Source organism: Photobacterium sp. BZF1 (assembly GCF_014349205.1).
Lineage (GTDB): Bacteria > Pseudomonadota > Gammaproteobacteria > Enterobacterales > Vibrionaceae > Photobacterium.
In genome coordinates this window covers 1-19,000 of the sequence record NZ_JACSOF010000125.1, presented here as the reverse complement: position 1 = coordinate 19,000, position 19,000 = coordinate 1, and the positions used below count along the sequence as shown (strand labels likewise).

The following is a 19,000-nucleotide window of genomic DNA, read 5'->3' as shown; positions in this document are numbered from 1 at the left end:
GGTATTTCTTAGCGCCAAACAATTAGCGATAAAGTATCTCCAAGGAAAAAGCCAACAAGCACACAAAATTAGACATCCTAGCCTCGCTAAGGTGACAAATTAGTTGTGTCGATATAATTTAGCTATGAGGAAGTAATGGATTACATATTCTCATTGGTGTTATTTGCCGTCGTCTCATCCGCGACACCAGGCCCCAATAACATATTAGTGATGACATCCGGCCTTAACTTTGGCGTTAAGAAAAGCTTACCCGTATTGTGCGGAATATGCGTTGGCTTTTCTTTCATGTTATTGCTCGTCGGGTTTGGTTTCGGCCAGGTATTTGAAATTTTCCCCCGCTTACATACTCTTATTAAAGTCTCCGGTGTGCTGTACCTCCTTTATTTAGCCTGGCTAATTTCCAGCTCTAGCGACGGGTTAAACGCCAAAGAACAATCACAACCACTGACCTTTATTAATGGTGCCTTGTTCCAATGGGTAAATGCCAAAGCCTGGGTGGTGGCAACCGGTGCTATTGCCGCGTTCACCGTCTCAGGACATGAGTTTACTTTGCAAACCTTGATGTTGGCAGGCACATTCTTGATTGTCTCATTCCCTTGTGTTGGTATATGGCTGTACTTCGGCTCATGGCTCAAACGGTATTTGAACAATGATGCCCACCGCAAGTGGTTCAATTTATCCATGTCCGGTTTATTAATACTCTCTATACTGCCAGTGATCAGCGAACTCTTGCAGCAATTAGGCTAATACTCTCGAGCAAGGATAATATTGTGTACCAACTCTATTACTACCCCAATAATGCCAGCCTAGCCCCACATTTTTTACTGCACCATATGGGGCTGGACTATGAATTGTTACTGGTCGACAAAAAGTCCAATTCACAGAAATCTCCGGAATATCTAAAACTCAACCCAGCAGGCCGGATACCTACCTTGGTTGAGAACAGCACTGTCCTTTTTGAAAGCCCGGCCATCTGTATTCATTTATGTGAACAACACCCAGAACATGGCTTGCTCCCTGACATTGGCAGCCCGTTAAGACCACTGTTTTTCCAGTGGTTAACCTATCTCAACAATACCCTGCAAGCCGAGCTAATGGTTCGCTACTACCCGCACCGCCATACCAATGATGAAAGTACTATTTCCAATGTGATTGCCGCACAAGACGATCGTATCGCCGAAGCATTAGCGGTGATAGACAACCAGTTGGCCAGCAATACTTACTTGCTAGGTGATAGCCTCACGGCCTGCGATTTTTTCTTGTTCATGCTGGCCGAGTGGTCATTGCCGATAAAGAAATCCCCGCTTCATTTCACTCATCTAGCGGCTTATCTCAAACGGATGTCTCAGCACCCAACCATTCAAGCGGTCAGCGAATTAGAAGATATCGATCTCACGCCATTTCAGTGACGTATCAGGTAATATACCCGCCTAATACCCGTTACAGAGATAGAGAGTACATGGCTGAGAAATTTATGCTCCGCGCCCTTGAGCTATCACAGCAAGCATTGCCAGAGTGCCAGCCCAACCCACCGGTTGGCTGCGTGCTGGTAAAAGATGACCGCATCGTCGCCGAAGGCCATACCCAGAAGATAGGTGGCAACCATGCCGAGGTCGAGGCACTCATTGCCTATATAGCCACTGGAGCAGATACATTCGAGGGCGTCAGTGCTTATGTCACTTTGGAGCCTTGCTCTTTTGTCGGCCGCACACCGGCCTGTGCCAAGACACTGGCCGAAGCCGGAATAAAGCATGTTGTGGTTGCCATGCTCGACCCTGATCCGAGAAACAGCGGAAAGGGGATCGCTATCCTAGAACAAGCCGGAGTCAGGGTTGAAGTGGGATTATGCCGTGATCAGGTCAGCCAATTTCTGGGCCCCTACCTTGGCAAATCTTGATTTGGCACTTAGCGAGAAATCACAGTCGCAAACTCCTTGGCAAAATCGCGGAAGTTACGTGGCTTATTCCCTGTTACCTTCTCGACGGTATCGGTGACCTCGGTGTAATGCCCCTCGCCAAACCAAGCCATGATTTCGGCCAGTTTTTCAGCCGACCAGTCATCCATACCCGCCCCTTTCAGCGCTGCTTCGGCATCAGCCTGGCTGACAGCAACATAATCAATTTGCTTACCTGACACCTCGCTCAAAATGGCGGCTTGCTCTGCAAAGGTCAGGGCTTCAGGGCCGGAAACCAGATAGGTTTGGTTTTCGTGGCCATCTCGGGTCAACGCCGTCACTATCACAGCCGCCACATCGCGGATATCAATCACGCTCTGCTTGGCCTGTTTCAGTGGCAAGAAGAATTTGCCCATGCTGTTAATGGTCGCAAGACTGCCATATAGGTTCTGGAAGAACGAGTTAGGCTGCACTATGGTATAGGCAATTCCCGAGCCTTTAACCAGATCATCTGTCGCTACATGGGTACGGATAATTTCTGATCCCGCATCTGCCTTGGCGCCCATGCCAGACAGTTTCACAATTTGTCTGACACCCGCGGCTTTAGCCGCTGCGACGACATTTTCAATCCACTGGACATTGTTGGGGTGAGCGGGCATGGCCACATAGATTTTACCAACCCCTTCCATTGCCGATACCAGGGATGCCGTATCGTCAAAGCTACCAATACGAACTTGCTCGGTGCGCAGGTCAAGTTTGCCTGCCGCCTCGCTGCTGCGTGCCAAAATACCAAAATCAGCTTTTGCTTGTGCCAACTGTCTTACAACTTCTGACCCCGTGTTACCCGTTGCGCCCAATACCAAGATATCCATTTTGACCTCTGTGTTGTCATTGCCTTGCGATGGATACAATATAGTTAATTCCATTAGTGTTGATTAGCCTGTTAAATTGAGTTTTACTATCCCAAATACGGGATGAAGGCCATCACCATGAAAGACATCTCTGCATTACCGCTTTTTGCCAAGGTAGTTGAACTCAATAGCTTTGTCGAAGCGGCCAGGCAACTCAATGTGCCGACCACCACGGTGAGCCGCAAAATCCAGCAACTTGAACAAGAGCTAGGGGCCAAGCTGCTCAACCGCTCAACCCGCTCGCTGTCGCTGACGGAATTAGGCCAACAGGTCCTGCCCAAGGCACAGCTGATCGCCGATACGGTTTCCGAGCTCTGTATTGAAGCCGAAGAGATGGCAAACCTTCCGGTAGGCACCCTCACCATTACCGCGCCTAGGGCACTGAGCCAAGATTTGTTAGCTCCTATGCTGGCAGCCTTCCATCGCAAATATCCCACGATCAATATCAACCTCAGCTCATCGAACCGTTTTCAGGATTTGACCAAGCAAAATATCGATTTTGCCTTCAGGCTCGGCCCGCTGCATGACTCCTCGCTGATGGCATTGACCCTCTCCCCGGTTAAATATGTGCTGGGTGCCAGCAAGTGCTTTATCGCCCGATACGGTAAGCCGACACACCCACTCGAGCTATACCAACTACCTTGTATACGCAATCATGTCGAAGGGTACTTTCTGCCCTGGCGTTTCGCCAAAAACGGTGAGCATGTCGATGTCAGCGAAACCACCACCTTGGTTTCCGACGATCTCAATGTCACTAAAGAGTTAGCACTCAACGGGGCTGGCATCGGTTACCTGCCCATCTCGCTGTTCAGGCATGAGCACCAGCAGGGCGAGATGGAGTTCCTGCTCGACGACTGGGTCCCACAGGATAAATCCATGCTGCTCGTCTATCCGGACAAGAAGTACCTCCCACTGAAATCGCAATTGTTTATTGAGTTTATGCGTGAGCAAAGAGAAGTGTTTCGGCAGGCTTTAAGTGGGCAACTGCAGTAAGAGACAATAAAAAAGCACCTGAATAAATCAGGTGCTCTTTATGTGGTTGCGCCGGTTTCTGGTTATCGAGTTAAGCTACCTGATCCAAGTCGAAAGAGGCCTCAATCAATTTCTTGGTGTACTCATTTTGCGGGTTGTGAAATATTTCTTCGGCGGCCCCTTCCTCCATAACTTCACCGCGCTGCATCACCATCACCCTATCTGACAGAGCCTTCACCACTGACAGATCATGGCTGATAAACAGGTAACCTATGTTGTAACGCTTCTGCAAGTCTTTGAGTAGGTCAATCACCGTGAGTTGCACCGATCGGTCCAGCGCCGATGTCGGCTCATCTAGCAATATGAATGACGGCTTCAAGATCAGGGCACGGGCAATGGCAATACGCTGACGCTGGCCGCCCGAAAACTCATGCGGATAGCGGTTGATGGAAGCAGGGTCGAGGCGGACCTCTGTCAGCACCTCGCGGGCCCGTTGCATCCGCTCGGCTTTGCCAAGTTCCGGTTGGTGGACAGTCAGGCCCTCGGTAATAATTTCACCGATAGTCATGCGCGGAGATAGCGAACCATAAGGGTCTTGGAATACTACCTGCACGTCTTTTTTGAGCTCGAAACGTGCTTTTTCACTGAGTAGGCCAAGATCTTGACCTTTGAATTGGATTTTTCCGGTAGATGGCAGCAAACCAACCAGTGCCCGACCCAGTGTGGATTTGCCAGAGCCCGACTCCCCGACGATGCCAAGTGTTTCACCCTGTTTGAGTTCGAGTGATATCCCTTTCACCGCCTCGAAGTATTCATTGCGACTGGCCATGAAATGGGGCTTTATCAGGAATCGAACCCGAATATCATCGGCTTTGATTAACTCCGGGGCCAACTCTTGTACCGGGTCTTTGGCGCCTTTTGGCACCGCATCGATCAACATTTTGGTATAGCTATGCTCAGGGGCTGCAAACAACTGTTCGGTCGTCCCTTCCTCGACCAACTCTCCCTTGCACATTACCACCACCCGATCAGCAAAATGTTTCACCACGCCTAGGTCGTGGGTAATAAACAAAATTGCCATTCCCATTTTGGCCTGGATCTCCTTCATCAAATCCAGTACCTCTGCCTGTACCGTCACATCCAGCGCCGTGGTGGGTTCATCGGCAATCAGGATATCCGGCTCATTGATCAATGCCATCGCAATCATGATACGCTGCAACTGGCCGCCCGAAAATTCATGGGGAAACTTTTCGTATGCCTGTTGCGGGTTTGGCAAATGTACCAACTCAAACAACTCAAGCACCTTTTGCTTGGCTTGCTTCTTACTCACCGGACGATGGCTGAGGATCGCCTCGGCGACCTGGATACCAACCCGCATATAAGGGTTGAGGGAGGTCATCGGCTCTTGGAAAATCATGCTGATACGATCGCCACGGATGCGCTGCATCTGAGCTTCGGTCAAATCAAGTACCGAATCCCCTTCGAAGTAAATGGCAGAGTCCGGGTGAACAATGGCGTTGTCCGGCAGCAGCTTCATCAGAGCATTGGTCGATACTGATTTACCCGAGCCGGACTCCCCTACAATAGAAAGGGTTTCGCCGGCTTTGAGTTCAAAGCTGACATTCTTTACTGCATCGACGATACCATCATTTGTCTTAAAGCTGACAGAGAGGTTGTTCACCGAAAGAATGGAGTTAACGGTCATCACATATCCTTGTGGTTTTGGATTAATTATAGAGTAGCGGGCTACCTGGCTCTGAGCCGCCGAACGAATGAAGGTAGGAAAATTTTTGGTGGGCACGGGTAACTTGGTTAAATTCCAACATCCACTGGTCATTGCGCTGGGCACTACAGAATGCTGCCATGTGCGAATACAACTCTTCGACCTGTTTGCTGAGAACGCTTCTCACACGCTCCACCAATTCGTGCTGCTCCAATTGCAGGAATTGAAGGAAGGCATAAGTCTGGTTGAGGACTTGGAACGCTTCTTGGTGGGCACCCTGTTTGTTGAGGATCTCGGAGTTGGCTATGCTGGTATCACGCAATCCGCCAAGGAGGCAGGCGAATTGGCAGGGTTTGGTACCTTGGTGCTCAAGGGCAAGGGAAATATGCCCCGGCAAATGGCTCAATACATCATCATAGAGTCGATGGGCTTCAGGCCAATGCCCTTGTGCCATCAACTCTTCCGCTTTCAAATATCTTACCCAGCACTGTTCAAGATTCACAATACGCACCTACAAAATCCCATTTGCTTGGGATATTAAATGCAATTAATTATCAATTGCAAGTGAGTATTGTTTTCACTTTGGCAAATTGTAGACCTTCTAGCGTTTTCTCGTTTATCCGCAGCGCTTCAAACTGCGGATGCGCGCCAAGTAGTTGATGCCCAGCCAACCGTTAGCTCCTACAAGAGCGATCTGTGCCGTCTTCAGAGTTAGCATCGAACCTTGAATCGAAATACTTAGCTTCGATAAAGTCCTGGATATGCTCGGGCAATACCGGTCCATAGTTTCCAAGGCTGCATCGGCATAATTCCAGACATTCTCGCTCTTCAGTTACCTCCTCCATTTCGTCATGTGAAGCCTGCTCGAAACGCTGCAGATTATAGAAAAACCATACTAACCATATTACAAAAAATACAATTAAAATCATTTATTTAAACCTAGCTCGCTGAATCTGTAAACAAGGATAAACCCTCGAACAAACCCAGAGTCAACACCCTTTTGGTGTATCAGGTCATCGCTTTATGGCTTAGGCAAAATGGCTGGAAATATGAGGTTGAAGAAGAGGAAATACATCAAGAGGAACTGAAAACAGGCAAAAAAATAGCGCTCCGTCCTAGAGCGCTGTTAGACAAGGCAAAGCTTAAGTTAGGAAGTAGATTGTTATAATAAGTCAGTTCAGGGTAGCCACTTGAGGAACGGCTATCTTGATTGATGGAGGCATTATATGATCAGCCATCTTGTAATACAATATACTCAAAGCGCGTGATTACTAAACCCACCAAAAATCACCAATATCTTTGCTGTAACGTGACCTAGATCTCATTTGCAACTCAAAAACCAACCAATTAATAATACAAAAGCCCTGATACACGTTATGCGTCAGGGCTTATATACTTAAGCTGCCTCAGGGCGCAGTGAGCCTACATCTTGAAGTCGCTTGGGTATAAACGTAAAAAAGCCGGGCGAGCCCGGCTTTCCATTAATCACTTAGTAAGTGTTAGTTATAGCTGAGCGTATGGACCTTCCCAGCTGAAGGTCTCGCCAGCAAAGCTGACTTCGTGCTTGCCATCTTGCAGGCCACCAGTTTGGTTAGATACCGCATAAGTCAGTACCTGACTGTCAACAAGGTGCAGGCGAACAACAGAAGCCACATCATCCATACCAACCACTTCAACGCGCTCTACTTTACCGCGAGCATCAACCGATGCTTCTACCGCTTCATTGAAGTAACCGTGCGTTTCCAGCACGTTGGCAAAAAGATGAGATTTCGCTTTCTGGCGCAATACGAACATTGGCTCAGAACGTAGGTTGAAATCAGGATCGTTGGCACCCAGGCGGCCGAAGATCACTTCACCCTTGTCACCCGCAGAGCTCACCAAGCTGTAGTAGCTGTTGTCATGCAGCCAGCTTACCAGCGTGCTGCCTGAGACTTCGCCCTGGGCAACCTGCCAGATGTGCTGGTAGCCATCGCTTTCGCCCATTGGCTTCAAGCTAGCATTTGCCTGGTAGTCGAAATCGGTACGGATGATCTGGCCCGTATGGTGTACAGGGAAGTCATACTCGTGCTCGTCATCAGAGATCAAACGGTATAGGTCGATGATCAATGGGCTTTCGATACCGTCAACTTTCGCCAGTAGCACGCTACGCTGCATATCAACACCAGCGTAGTATTCGCGTACGATGCCGCTCATGCCCTGGAAGTCTTCGTTGTCAGTTTTGAAGAAGTGCAGTTCACCGTGACGAGATTCAGCCAGCGCAGTGTTGAATTCGTTCTGGGTCTTGCGATCAACAACCACAGTATTATGAGCAATAGTTTGCTTACAGTAGCTCTTGTTCTCTGGAATGTAGCGGCCACCGAATTTAGGCTCAACATTAACCCAGCGACCGAAACCGTAGTCATGCAGGGTTTCGTGGCCTTTGTTGAATACGCTTAGGTGCAGGCCGTCGTAGTGACCGTGATCCAGTGCCGAGTGGTACTGGTGATCAGAACCGTGCTGGCCGAACCATAGCAATGCCATGGTATCTTGGTCTTTGCTGTCACGGTGACGCATGATAGTCAGGCCACCCTTGTCGCCATTAGGACCATCTGTCACAAACAAGCTACCCCAGTTAAATGCCGGGATAGTCTCTTCTTTTGCTACCGCGTCAGACAGTTTCTTACCTGAGATATGTACCCACACATCTTTCTGGTGAGCAGCCATCGCTAGTAGGTTGGCGTCTTCTTCGTAACGGCCGAAACAAGCACTAGTCGTGATCAGAACACCTTCATCGTTGATGTCGATGGTCTTGGACGAGTCATTCAAAGCCGGTAGCGTACCGTCAGGGAAAGCCGTTGACATTACTGCATAGCTGGTTGTTTTAATCACACCGTCTTTATGGGCGAAAATACCCACTTCTGGTTGGCGACGCTCAATGGCTTCAGCAAACAGCTGAATTGGGCGCAGCGAGAAACGGTGGTAGTAAGGACCTTCCATGTAGTAGCCGTCTGGCGAGAACAGTTGGGAAAGCTGGGCCAGGAAACCACCACTTACGCTATCGCCTTTCAGGCCGTAAAGCGCCTTATCAACGATTTCTTGGTTCTGGATAGCGTAACCACAGATACCCACACCGGCTACAGCCCATAGGCCGTGGTTGTGGATGATATCGAAGTCGTGGGCGTAAGTGTCAACAAACATATCAGCCATGATCTGGAACAGATCGTTTTCGATCAGGCGACGCTCATCATCAGACAGCGTGTGGTGGATACAGCTATACGCACAAGAAGCGTAAAGCATCCACATGTTCTCGTTCAGAGTCTGGTGGAAGATACGGCCAGGGTGGTTACTGTCTAGGCTGACGTTCAGCTCCAGCTTAGGGTAAACCTCTGCGTATGCCACCAACAGGTTGCGGATGTAATCACGGTAAGCTTCGTTCTCAGTGATCAGGTATAGACGGCCGGCAATATCCATATGGATGTAGTTTTGCTTATGGCGGTTGTGCTCATAGCCGCCACCTTCGCCGTGGCCAGGTACTTCGATACCAACCGTTGCGATGTAGTCTTCCAGTTTTGCAATGTCACGGGCCAGTGCATTGCCCATCAGGGTGTCTTTACCCAGATCTTCACGAAGGATTGCGGCTTCGTCGAAGCTCATCAGTAGTGGTTGATACGTCATTATTTCGTCTCCTGCTCAACAGCAAGGAATCCTTTCCAGCTATAGGTTGTGTCATTAATGATAATTCGATGTTCGGTCGTGTCGGTCACATTCGGTTGGTTGCTCACCATGACGGTGAAGCGGATGCTTTCCCCTTCGATAGCAACTACCGAACCTGTCTCGTTATGAGCCAGAACGTTTATCTTGTTTAGTGTGCCACGGGCATCAACCGAGGCTTCTACTGCCTCATTGAAGTAACCGTGGGTCTCTAATGCAGAGGCGAACAGCAGGTCTTTGCCCGTGGTTCGCATAATAAAACTGGTCTCATGGCGCAGGTTAAACTGCGGATCGTTGGCACCGGTCTGGGTGAAAATCACTTCGTTGTCAGAACTTGAACTGGTGCCAAGCCAAGTGTAGTAGCTATTGCCCTGCAGCCAGCTAATCAAAGCACTGTTACCCGCTTCGCCGCGAGCTAGGTTCCATAGGTGCTGGTAACCATAATCATCACCCAGCGGGTGGAGTTCGGTGTTGGCTTTGTAATCAAAGTCGGTACGGATGATCTGGCCCTGATATTGGTGCGAATAGTCGTACTGGTGCGGTTTATCGCTAGTCAGGCGGTATAGATCGATCAGCAGTGGGCTCTCCAGCGCATCAGATTTCAGCATCATCACGGTGCGCTGCATGCCTGTTCCAGGATAATGCTCATCAGCAAAGGCGCTCATCGCCTGCAGCTCGGCACCTTCACCCATGAAGAAGTGCGGCTTGCCGTGTACGCTGTCTGCGCGGTTGACATCAAACTGGTTCTGGCAGCCTTCGTCCACCGTCACGCTGTTGTGGTTGATGGTCTGGCGGGCGTAGCTCTTGTTCTCATCCAGGTAACGGCCACCGAATTTAGGCTCGATATTCACCCAGCGGGCAAAGCCATATTCACGCAGTACTTCCTGGCCACGGTTATAGAAAGCGATACCCAAGGTATCAAAGTGGCCGTGGCCCATACCATGCTGTCCGTAGTTCATGGATAGCTGGCAGATATCTTTGTCTTTCGCCTGCATGCGCAGGAAACCTTGCGCACCACTGTTGCCGTCAGGGCCTTCGTTCAGCTCAACACTCGGCCAGAACGGCTGCTCGATATTGCCCTCTGCATCACAAGCTTGCGATAGACTCAGGCCACATGGGTGCATCCAGACCTGATCCTGGATCTGTGCCATTCCCAGCAGGTTTTCATCAAAACCGTAACGCTTGAAGACCATGCTCACGGCGACCACCACGCCCATGTCTGTAATGCCCATGCTCTTGGATGCATCATTCAAAGCCGGGAACAGACCGTTCGGGTATGCCGTTGCCAGCAAGGCATGGGTGGTCTTCTTGATCACCTGATCCTTGTAGTTGTAGATATCCAACTCAGGCATATGGCGGTGCAGTACCTCGGCAAACACCGCCAAAGGACGAATTGCAAAACGATGGTAATAAGGACCTTCAATGTAGTAACCCGATGGCGAAAACAGCTCTGACAATTGGGCGAGGAAGCCACCCGTTTTACCATCACCGTTGAGGCCATATACTGCCATCTCAACATACTTGCGCTCGCCAATGGCTAATCCGCAGATACCCGCTGCTGCCACAGCCCAGATGCCGTGGTTATGAATACGGTCAAAATCAAAGTCATACTTCTCGGTCGCCACCGTCAACATCGGCTTGAACAGGTTTTCAACGATGTGATCACGCTGCGAGTCAGAAAGCCAAGCACTAATGCATGAATAGCCTAAACTTGCATACATAAGCCACATGTGCTCGTTGAGCATTTGGTGGAACAGGCGACCTGGAGGGTTAGTGTTGCGCTGGACATGAAAGTCGAGTTGCAAGTATTTGTCTGCATATTGAGTCAATAGTTGTCCCGCGTACTTGGCATAGCGTTCATCTTTAGTGATCAGGAACAAACGACCAGCCAGGTTTATGTAATGGTAGTTTTGCCTATGCTTGTTATGTTCATACCCCCCGGCTTCACTTTGCCCGGGAACATCCATTGGCAACGCCATATATTGCTCAAGTTCAGCCTGTAGCTTTGCAATGGTATGGCCCATTAAAGAAGAGCTTCCGATTTCTTTATGTAAATCAGAAGCTTCTTCATTAGTTAGTAACACTGGCAGTGTCGTTGTGTTCATATTGACCTCTAGGTTAGAGCGTATACTGCACCTCTATGATGGATATAAAATAATACAAATAGATTTTTGTTTCACTACTGTTTTGAAAAAACCCGACAGCAGTCACATTTGACCGCCAAGGTTGACCCAGGTCAAGAGCTGAGCTTAAGCCCATGTTTTGTATGGATATACACCTTCAATCATTAACCCCACCCGATCTAGCACGGAAAAATAAACTTGATTGAGGTCACGAAAATGGCGACCTTGTATTACAATATAACTTTTCAATTATTACACTAGTACCAGTTCGATAAACTTAAGGCTGAAAAAGATGACCATTGATACTTTCGTAGTTCTGGCCTACTTCCTGTTTCTAATCGCGATTGGGTGGATGTTTAGGAAATTCACCACCTCTACCAGTGATTACTTCAGGGGGGGAGGTAAGATGTTGTGGTGGATGGTAGGTGCTACCGCCTTCATGACACAGTTTTCAGCATGGACGTTTACTGGTGCAGCAGGGAAAGCATTTACAGATGGTTTCGCCGTCGTTATTTTGTTCTTGGCAAATGCGTTCGGTTATTTCCTCAACTATCTGTATTTCGCACCAAAATTCCGCCAGCTACGTGTGGTAACAGCAATTGATGCCATCCGTATGCGTTTTGGTAAAACCACAGAGCAGTTCTTCACCTGGGGCAGCATGCCAGATAGCCTTATCTCGGCAGGTGTATGGTTGAACGGTTTGGCAATCTTCGTTGCCGCTGTATTCAACATCCCAATGGAAGCAACCATTATCTTCACCGGTATCGTACTGATGCTGATGGCGGTAACGGGTGGCTCATGGGCCGTTATCGCGTCTGACTTTATGCAGATGCTGGTAATCATGGCAGTAACAATTACGTGTGCGATTGCGGCATACTTCCACGGTGGTGGTATTGGTAACATCGTTGATAACTTCCAAGGTAACTTCTTGGTCGGTAACAACTTGAACTACATCAGCATCTTTATTCTTTGGGTTGTATTCATCTTCATCAAGCAGTTTGGTGTAATGAACAACAGCATCAACGCATACCGCTACCTTGCTGCTAAAGACAGTGAAAACGCGCGTAAAGCCGCTGGTCTTGCTTGTATCCTAATGGTTGTTGGCCCAATTATCTGGTTCCTACCACCTTGGTACGTAAGTGCTTTCATGCCAGATTTCGCCGCACAGTACGCTTCTATGGGTGACAAAGCGGGTGATGCAGCATACCTAGCATTCGTACAAAATGTAATGCCTGCTGGTATGGTTGGCCTACTGATGTCAGCAATGTTTGCAGCAACCATGTCTTCAATGGACTCAGGTCTGAACCGTAACGCTGGTATCTTCGTTTGTAACTTCTACCAGCCAATTTTCCGACCACATGCGAACCAGAAAGAGCTAATCATTGTTTCGAAGCTGACCACTATCATGATGGGCTTCATCATCATCTCGATTGGTCTGTTTATTAACTCTCTACGTCACCTGAGCCTGTTCGACATCGTACTGAACATCGGTGCTCTGATTGGCTTCCCAATGCTTATTCCTGTACTTCTTGGTATGTGGATTCGCAAGACCCCAGACTGGGCGGGTTGGTCAACATTGATTGTTGGTGGTGTGGTTTCTTTCATCTTCGGTATCGCACTGAAAGCCCATCACATTGAAGGTCTATTCGGCCTAGAACAGCCGCTAACAGGCCGTGAGTGGAGTGACCTGGTTGTTGGCCTAAGCTTGGCAGCGCACGTGGTATTCACTGGTGGCTGGTTCATCATGACTAAGTTCTTCTACAACGGCCTAACGGTTGAGCGTGAGAAAGAAGTCGAGAAACTATTTGAAAACTGGAATACCCCACTGGTTTCTGGTGGTGACGAGCAGCAATCGCTAGATACAGCTCAGCGTTCAATGCTGGGTAACCTAATCAGTGTTGCAGGCTTCGGTATTCTAGCTATGGCCCTGATTCCAAATGAACCAGCTGGCCGTGGACTGTTTATTTTGTGTGGCTCTATCGTACTAACGGTCGGTATTTTGCTGGTGAGTGCTTCTCGAAAAAAGCCTGAAGCCGCAGCCGATACGAGTGCGGCTTAACCAATAACACCAGCAAAGGCTGAACCTTTGTACCCTATTTTAAATTGTAATATTTTAACACATTAATTTTTCGGGAGAATCACACAATGTTTTTCGAGATCAACAACACCGAGTGGGAAGACCTAGGCGATGGCATCAAGCGTAAAATCGTTGGCCACACTGAAGATCTAATGGCAGTTCACCTAGAGTTCGCCAAAGGCGCTATCGGCCACCCACACGCTCACGATATCCATGACCAGATTGGCTACGTGGTTGAAGGTAGCTTCGAAGCAGAAGTTGACGGTGAGAAGCGCGTACTGAAAAAAGGTGACGCGTACATCGCTGCGAAACTAGCGGTTCACGGTGCAGTAGCACTTGAAGAAGGCAGCATCCTTCTAGACATGTTCTCGCCAGTTCGTCAGGACTTTTTGAAGTAATTACCCTGATGGGAAGGGCACGCTAGTGCCCCTTCCCATCCCCTTTTTCCGGAGTATGTATGGCTACTATGAACATTGCCATTCTTGGCGAGTGCATGATTGAACTGCAACAAGCCAATGACCAACTAACCCGTAACTTTGGTGGCGATACCCTGAACACAGCGGTATACCTATCTCGCCTGACCAAGGACAAGGACATCAACACCACCTACGTAACTGCCCTAGGTAACGACAGCTTCAGTGATGAAATGTTGGCAGCTTGGAACAAGGAAGGGATCAATACGGATTTGGTGCTGCGCCTAGAAGGCAAACTGCCTGGCCTTTACTACATCGAAACCGACAGCACTGGCGAGCGCAGCTTCCACTACTGGCGCAACGATGCAGCAGCTAAGTACCTGCTTGAGCAAGAGCAAAGTGCAGAACTGCTAAACAACCTGATGGCTTTTGATGCGATTTACTTAAGCGGTATCAGCTTGGCTATCCTAACGGCAGCAAGCCGTGAGCAGCTATTTACTTTCCTTGAAGATTTCAAAGGCAAAGGTGGCAAGGTATTGTTTGACAACAACTACCGTCCAAAACTTTGGGCTTGTGTGAAAGAAGCACAGGAAGCTTACCTTCGCATGCTATCCCTAACTGACATTGCGCTACTGACTTTCGACGACGAGCAGTTGCTGTTCGGCGATGAGACGCTAGAAGAGTGTATCGAACGTACCCAAGGTGCCGGCGTTACCGAAATCGCTATCAAGCGTGGTAAAGATGCCTGCCTTGTTGTTACCGCAGAACAGAATGTATTCGTCCCTGCCCTAGTTGCCGACAAAGTTGTCGACACCACAGCAGCAGGTGACTCATTCAGCGGTGGCTACCTAGCCAAGCGTTTCACCGGCGGTTCAGCAACCCAAGCTGCTCATGCAGGCCACCAGGTTGCATCAACGGTTATCCAGTACCGAGGTGCAGTGATCCCTGCCGACGCGATGCCAACGATTTAACACACACTAAGTGAGAGTAAAGAATTATGAGCAACCTAAACGATAAACTAGCTGCGCTGAAAGTAATCCCAGTTATTGCTATCAAAAACGCTGAAGACGCAATCCCACTAGGTAAAGCCCTAGTCGACAACGGCATGCCTTGTGCTGAAATTACCTTCCGTACTGAAGCGGCTGCTCAAGCTATTCGCAACATGCGTAAAGAATTCCCAGAGATGCTAATCGGTGCAGGTACGGTTCTGACTAAAGAGCAAGTTGACGAAGCTATCGACGCTGGCGTTGACTTCATCGTAAGCCCTGGTTTCAACCCAACGACAGTGAAATACTGCCAAGAGAAAGGCGTTGCTATCGTCCCAGGTGTTAACAACCCAAGCTTGGTTGAGCAAGCAATGGAAATGGGCCTACGTACCCTTAAGTTCTTCCCAGCTGAACCTTCTGGCGGCGTTTCAATGCTTAAAGCACTAACCGCTGTTTACCCTGTTAAGTTCATGCCTACTGGCGGTGTTAGCCTGAACAACATCGATGACTACCTAGCCGTACCTTCTGTACTGGCTTGTGGTGGTACTTGGATGGTTCCGGGCAACCTGATTGACAACAAGCAGTGGGATGAGCTTGGCCTGCTAGTTAAAGATGCTGTAGCCAAAGTTCAGTAATTGCTTCACCCCCGATGAATTTTCTGATTTTAGTCGATCATTTTTGATTTTTTGAATTTGTTTAGTTACTTGCCAAAGTTACTACATTAATTGATCCAGTTGCCCCAGCCATAAGCTGGGGCTTTTTTTATCTGCAATACAGGTGATATTAGCCCTTACTAAAGGAAGGGCGTGGGTATTGGTAAATATGGGGCGGGGGCCTATCTAATATCTCGCTGGTACGGTAGAGCTCCATATACTGGCGGTTGATCTGCGGCTCGGCATAACTGCGGGTAAACATACTGCTCTCACAGCCTGTAAGCACCAAGAGAGATGCGCCTGCGACGAAGGCCTGTATGCATAGCCTCAACTTTAGCTGGCGGTTCATCATAGGCTCTCACACAATGGAAGACATCTTAACTATAAGTCAGATTCTCACTTTCTGAAGGGTGAGACAAAACAGCCTATAGTGAAAGGTAGTGAGTGGAGGGCTCTCCATGACGACGTTCTTGATTATTGTCTCGGCCTATTACCTGCTGACTTCCAAGCGGCACTTGCTGTCACGCCGTGTTAAAGCTGTCATTGGCGTGTTCTTTTTGTTCTTGCTGCTCATTGCTTACCTGCTCTACGACGCTTCCCTGAGATAGCGAGTCCGTCCAGTAATACCACATAAAACATGATACGAATAAAACAGGGGGCCATCTTAGGCCCCCTGTTGTTTTGTCTTTAGCGTTGCGGATTCAATCACTAGTCGTCAAATCATAGTGGTGCATGTCATACACCTCATCAAGCCGAGGCGTTACACGACCAAAACACTTATTGAGCAGGGCCAATAGCAGCTCACCCGTGGCCACTGCATCAATCAATGCGCCATGACTCGGGTACTCCGGCAGGCCATAGCGCTGGCGGATTGACGACAAACGATAGTCCCCTTCTTCGCGAATATGGCGGTTGGTCACTAACATCTTTTCAATCAGCAATGTATCGAGCCACAACAGCGGTGGAAGAGGGATCCCAAAGCGTTGTTGCAGATAATGTTCAAGAAAAGACTTCTCCACCGTGAGGCCATGAACCAGTACTATCTTGCCGGCCATCTTGGCAAACAAGGCATCCATTGCCTCGTCAAGCCCGACACCAGACTTGAGCATCTCCGGAGTGATCTGGTTGATAATCGCCGACTGGGCATTGATCCCGCCACTGTCCTTGATAAAGGTCTCTTCACAGCTGCTGAGGTTAAGCATCCCATTTTGCATTTCCACATAACCGATACTCAGGATCTGATCTTTGTCAGGGTTCAACCCCGTAGTTTCAAAGTCGAGGCTGATAATATCTTTCTCTAGCAGCGGGGTATCAGGGGCAGGCAGTTCAACGCCGAGTAGATTTACTACCTGCTGGGCAGAATCAATAGCTCCATAGTTAGCTTGCCACTTGGCCTGAGCCCTCGCCAGACGGTTGAGCGGCTTGAAATACGACAGTAATCGTTTCATCCCTCACACCCCTTATGCCTGACCGTAACGCAGTTTTACCGCGTCCTGGTGCTCGGCGATAATCCGGAATGCGTCCTTGAGGTGCTTGCGCTCGAAGCTACCGAACATATCCGGTGAGATGTGGTTATCCGGCACCTCACCGTTCTTAAGCGCCTGAAGCTGATGGCTGTAGCGCACCCGGGTAATAAAGCGGTAGGCGCCGATGATATCCTTGAGGCTTTCCTCACTGAGGCTGCCGTGCTCAAAGGCATATTGGAAACGCTCCTCGGTGCCGGTCAGGGTACATCCCACCGACAAGCTGTAGATACGCGCTAAGTCTACTATCAGGTTAAGGGCGTATTTCTTGATATTGAGTGTGTTGCTCTGATCGCCGTTCTTCTCCAAGACAAACTTATTGAAGATACCCAGCGGCGGTTGGGTCTCCACTGTGTCTCTGGCCAAGATACTCAAGAAGCTGCTATTTTCACCCAACAGGTTCATCAGGTGAGCCTGAAGCTCTTCGGAAAACGCCGCATGGCCATGGATTGCCCGCACTTCCAAGAATACGGTGATATTGAGCAAGCGATCGTATTCTGGGTTTTCTGCCCACTTGGTATAATACGCCTTCCAAACCGATAGCGGCTGGCACCATTTCTGTACCGATGCCATATAGTTACCGCTACACAAGCTATAGCCACAAGCGTCCATCCATTTGCAGACGTCCATTGCCAGCAACTTGAAATACATACGCTGATCGTCAGTCACATCATCGGACAAAATAATGGCATTGTCCTGATCCGACAGGGCGTGGACTTCATTTCGGGCATGGGAACCGGCTACTACCCAGGCATACTCGCAAGGTGGTGGTCCCATCTTGGCTTCCACCAGCTGCAAGATACGGCGGTTGAAGGTATCCATGATCATCGCCATCACCTGACCGATGATCTCCGACCCAACATTGCCTTCAATCAACGCCTCGAAAATCGCCTGACGCTCAGAGGCCAATTCGACCAAGTCTTCCAGCGAGTCGGTGTAGTTAATTTTCTCGATCAGGAAAATGGCCTGTACCCGGTGCTTCTGAATCAAGTGGGTAGTCGACAACACCCCGACAACCTGCCCGTCTTTAACCACAGGCAGGCTTCTGACATTGTGCTGCATCATCAAGGAGGCGGCTTTCATGACCAAATCATCGGGGGAGACAATCAATGGGTTCGGTGTCATCACTTCCTTTATCTGCCTGTCGGCATTGACGCATTTTGCCAATACCCGCTTAGCCAAATCGCGGTCGGTCATCACCCCGACAATCTGGTTGCCATCTTTAACCACCGCCAGCGGGGATGGGGTTTCAACCGTCATCCGATATGCCGTTTGCTGGATCGATAATGTCGCCGGTACCACTGTCACCCTATCGCTAGCGACTTCTGCCACGGTTTTGAAGAACAAGCCCTTTTCATCATCTGACCACACCACACTCAACGCCGACTGAATTCGAACCTGTGCCTGTGCCGCAAAGTGCTGGGCATATTCCGGGTAGGAGCGCAGGATGTGCTTGAGCTTGGCATGGGGGATCAAATACAGCAGGCTATTTTCCATCGCCGTTGCGGTATAGGCCATCTCGGCATGGCTACTGTCCCCTTCCGTTTGCAGGAAACTGAAGCCGAAAATATCTTGCTCACCCAACTTGGCACGCAATACCCCATCGGATTTACGCTGCTCCATTGCGCCGGTACGGATGATGTAGAGATAGCACTCTTCCTGATCGGTGGAGAAGGCAATCCGCTCCCCCTGACCTAGGTAATTGATTTTGATACAGCCCGCGATTTTTTCGAGGCAGTCCTGAGGCAATTTATCGAACGGATCGACATGGGTCAGAAATTCAATGATGTTCGGCAGCAAGGTGTGAGACATGAGTGATATCCGGTTGGGATGAAAAGTCGGGCGATGCCAATCACAAGACCGGCAATCGATAGGAAATATAATAATACAATTGAGTGTGTTTCGGAATCTATCCTGCCAATAGAACACGGCTCCACATCACGCTTCCGCCATTACCTCTCGCCATTACCTCTCGCCTCTCGCCTCTCGCCTCTCGCCTCTCGCCTCTCGCCTCTCGCCTCTCGCCTCTCGCCTC

At 49.3% G+C, this 19,000-nt stretch carries 17 protein-coding genes; 9 read left to right on the top strand and 8 right to left on the bottom strand.

The genetic code is table 11. The annotated features are described in order from the left end of the window. The first annotated feature begins 135 nt into the window (after window positions 1-135). From BIZ37_RS22645 to BIZ37_RS22635, 3 genes are read left to right on the top strand one after another with little or no spacing between them, the layout of a single operon-like run. Entirely contained in the window at window positions 136-747 is a 612-nt protein-coding gene (locus BIZ37_RS22645) for a LysE family translocator (protein WP_187463449.1), read from the top strand. Window positions 748-770: 23 nt separating this feature from the next. Then, entirely contained in the window at window positions 771-1,409 is a 639-nt protein-coding gene (locus BIZ37_RS22640) for a glutathione S-transferase family protein (RefSeq protein ID WP_187463448.1), read from the top strand. 50 nt (window positions 1,410-1,459) lie between these two features. Continuing rightward, window positions 1,460-1,897, top strand: coding sequence for a bifunctional diaminohydroxyphosphoribosylaminopyrimidine deaminase/5-amino-6-(5-phosphoribosylamino)uracil reductase RibD (locus BIZ37_RS22635; protein WP_187463447.1), 438 nt, complete (start codon window positions 1,460-1,462; stop codon window positions 1,895-1,897). An 8-nt stretch (window positions 1,898-1,905) separates the two neighbouring features. Here the strand turns inward: BIZ37_RS22635 and BIZ37_RS22630 are convergent, their stop codons facing one another. Beyond that, complete coding sequence (locus BIZ37_RS22630; RefSeq protein ID WP_255526868.1) at window positions 1,906-2,820, bottom strand: SDR family oxidoreductase; 915 nt, start codon at window positions 2,818-2,820, stop codon at window positions 1,906-1,908. A gap of 63 nt (window positions 2,821-2,883) precedes the next feature. Between BIZ37_RS22630 and BIZ37_RS22625 the strand changes: the two genes are divergently transcribed. Further along, window positions 2,884-3,798 carry a LysR family transcriptional regulator gene (locus BIZ37_RS22625; protein WP_187463446.1) on the top strand — a complete coding sequence of 305 codons (915 nt, stop codon included), beginning with the start codon at window positions 2,884-2,886 and terminating at the stop codon, window positions 3,796-3,798. A gap of 70 nt (window positions 3,799-3,868) precedes the next feature. Here the strand turns inward: BIZ37_RS22625 and BIZ37_RS22620 are convergent, their stop codons facing one another. The 4 genes from BIZ37_RS22620 to BIZ37_RS22605 form a co-directional block, all read right to left on the bottom strand. Next, the gene (locus BIZ37_RS22620; RefSeq protein WP_187463445.1) at window positions 3,869-5,482 is read right to left on the bottom strand and encodes an ABC transporter ATP-binding protein; all 1,614 of its coding nucleotides are present in this window, start codon (window positions 5,480-5,482) and stop codon (window positions 3,869-3,871) included. A 22-nt stretch (window positions 5,483-5,504) separates the two neighbouring features. Beyond that, window positions 5,505-6,002, bottom strand: a complete 498-nt coding sequence (locus BIZ37_RS22615; RefSeq protein WP_187463444.1) for a hypothetical protein — start codon at window positions 6,000-6,002, stop codon at window positions 5,505-5,507. Window positions 6,003-7,003: 1,001 nt separating this feature from the next. Next, complete coding sequence (locus BIZ37_RS22610) at window positions 7,004-9,154, bottom strand: heparinase II/III family protein (RefSeq protein ID WP_187463443.1); 2,151 nt, start codon at window positions 9,152-9,154, stop codon at window positions 7,004-7,006. Continuing rightward, window positions 9,154-11,295, bottom strand: a complete 2,142-nt coding sequence (locus tag BIZ37_RS22605) for a heparinase II/III family protein (RefSeq protein ID WP_187463442.1) — start codon at window positions 11,293-11,295, stop codon at window positions 9,154-9,156. The genes BIZ37_RS22610 and BIZ37_RS22605 overlap by 1 nt, the downstream gene beginning before the upstream one ends. A 310-nt stretch (window positions 11,296-11,605) precedes the next feature. Here BIZ37_RS22605 and BIZ37_RS22600 point away from each other — a divergent pair, with 310 nt between their 5' ends. From BIZ37_RS22600 to BIZ37_RS22585, 4 genes are all read left to right on the top strand, one after another. After that, window positions 11,606-13,372 (top strand): sodium:solute symporter family protein, encoded by a 1,767-nt coding sequence (locus BIZ37_RS22600; protein ID WP_187463441.1) that lies wholly within the window; start codon window positions 11,606-11,608, stop codon window positions 13,370-13,372. An 86-nt stretch (window positions 13,373-13,458) separates the two neighbouring features. Further along, window positions 13,459-13,788, top strand: coding sequence for a cupin domain-containing protein (locus BIZ37_RS22595; RefSeq protein ID WP_187463440.1), 330 nt, complete (start codon window positions 13,459-13,461; stop codon window positions 13,786-13,788). A gap of 59 nt (window positions 13,789-13,847) precedes the next feature. After that, window positions 13,848-14,774: a sugar kinase gene (locus BIZ37_RS22590; RefSeq protein WP_187463439.1), complete on the top strand. Its 927-nt coding sequence runs from the start codon at window positions 13,848-13,850 to the stop codon at window positions 14,772-14,774. A 26-nt stretch (window positions 14,775-14,800) separates the two neighbouring features. Continuing rightward, window positions 14,801-15,424, top strand: a complete 624-nt coding sequence (locus BIZ37_RS22585) for a bifunctional 4-hydroxy-2-oxoglutarate aldolase/2-dehydro-3-deoxy-phosphogluconate aldolase (protein ID WP_187463438.1) — start codon at window positions 14,801-14,803, stop codon at window positions 15,422-15,424. 148 nt (window positions 15,425-15,572) lie between these two features. On the opposite strand, the gene BIZ37_RS30555 is transcribed toward BIZ37_RS22585, so the two are convergent. After that, the gene (locus tag BIZ37_RS30555; RefSeq protein ID WP_255526867.1) at window positions 15,573-15,704 is read right to left on the bottom strand and encodes a hypothetical protein; all 132 of its coding nucleotides are present in this window, start codon (window positions 15,702-15,704) and stop codon (window positions 15,573-15,575) included. Window positions 15,705-15,900: 196 nt separating this feature from the next. Here BIZ37_RS30555 and BIZ37_RS22580 point away from each other — a divergent pair, with 196 nt between their 5' ends. Then, a complete protein-coding gene (locus tag BIZ37_RS22580) occupies window positions 15,901-16,050 on the top strand; it encodes a hypothetical protein (RefSeq protein ID WP_187463437.1) in 150 nt (49 codons plus the stop codon). A gap of 93 nt (window positions 16,051-16,143) precedes the next feature. On the opposite strand, the gene BIZ37_RS22575 is transcribed toward BIZ37_RS22580, so the two are convergent. Both BIZ37_RS22575 and BIZ37_RS22570 read right to left on the bottom strand, forming a co-directional pair. Next, complete coding sequence (locus BIZ37_RS22575; RefSeq protein ID WP_187463436.1) at window positions 16,144-16,890, bottom strand: exonuclease domain-containing protein; 747 nt, start codon at window positions 16,888-16,890, stop codon at window positions 16,144-16,146. Between the two features lie 12 nt (window positions 16,891-16,902). Further along, entirely contained in the window at window positions 16,903-18,777 is a 1,875-nt protein-coding gene (locus tag BIZ37_RS22570) for a putative nucleotidyltransferase substrate binding domain-containing protein (RefSeq protein ID WP_187463435.1), read from the bottom strand. Window positions 18,778-19,000 lie beyond the last annotated feature (223 nt).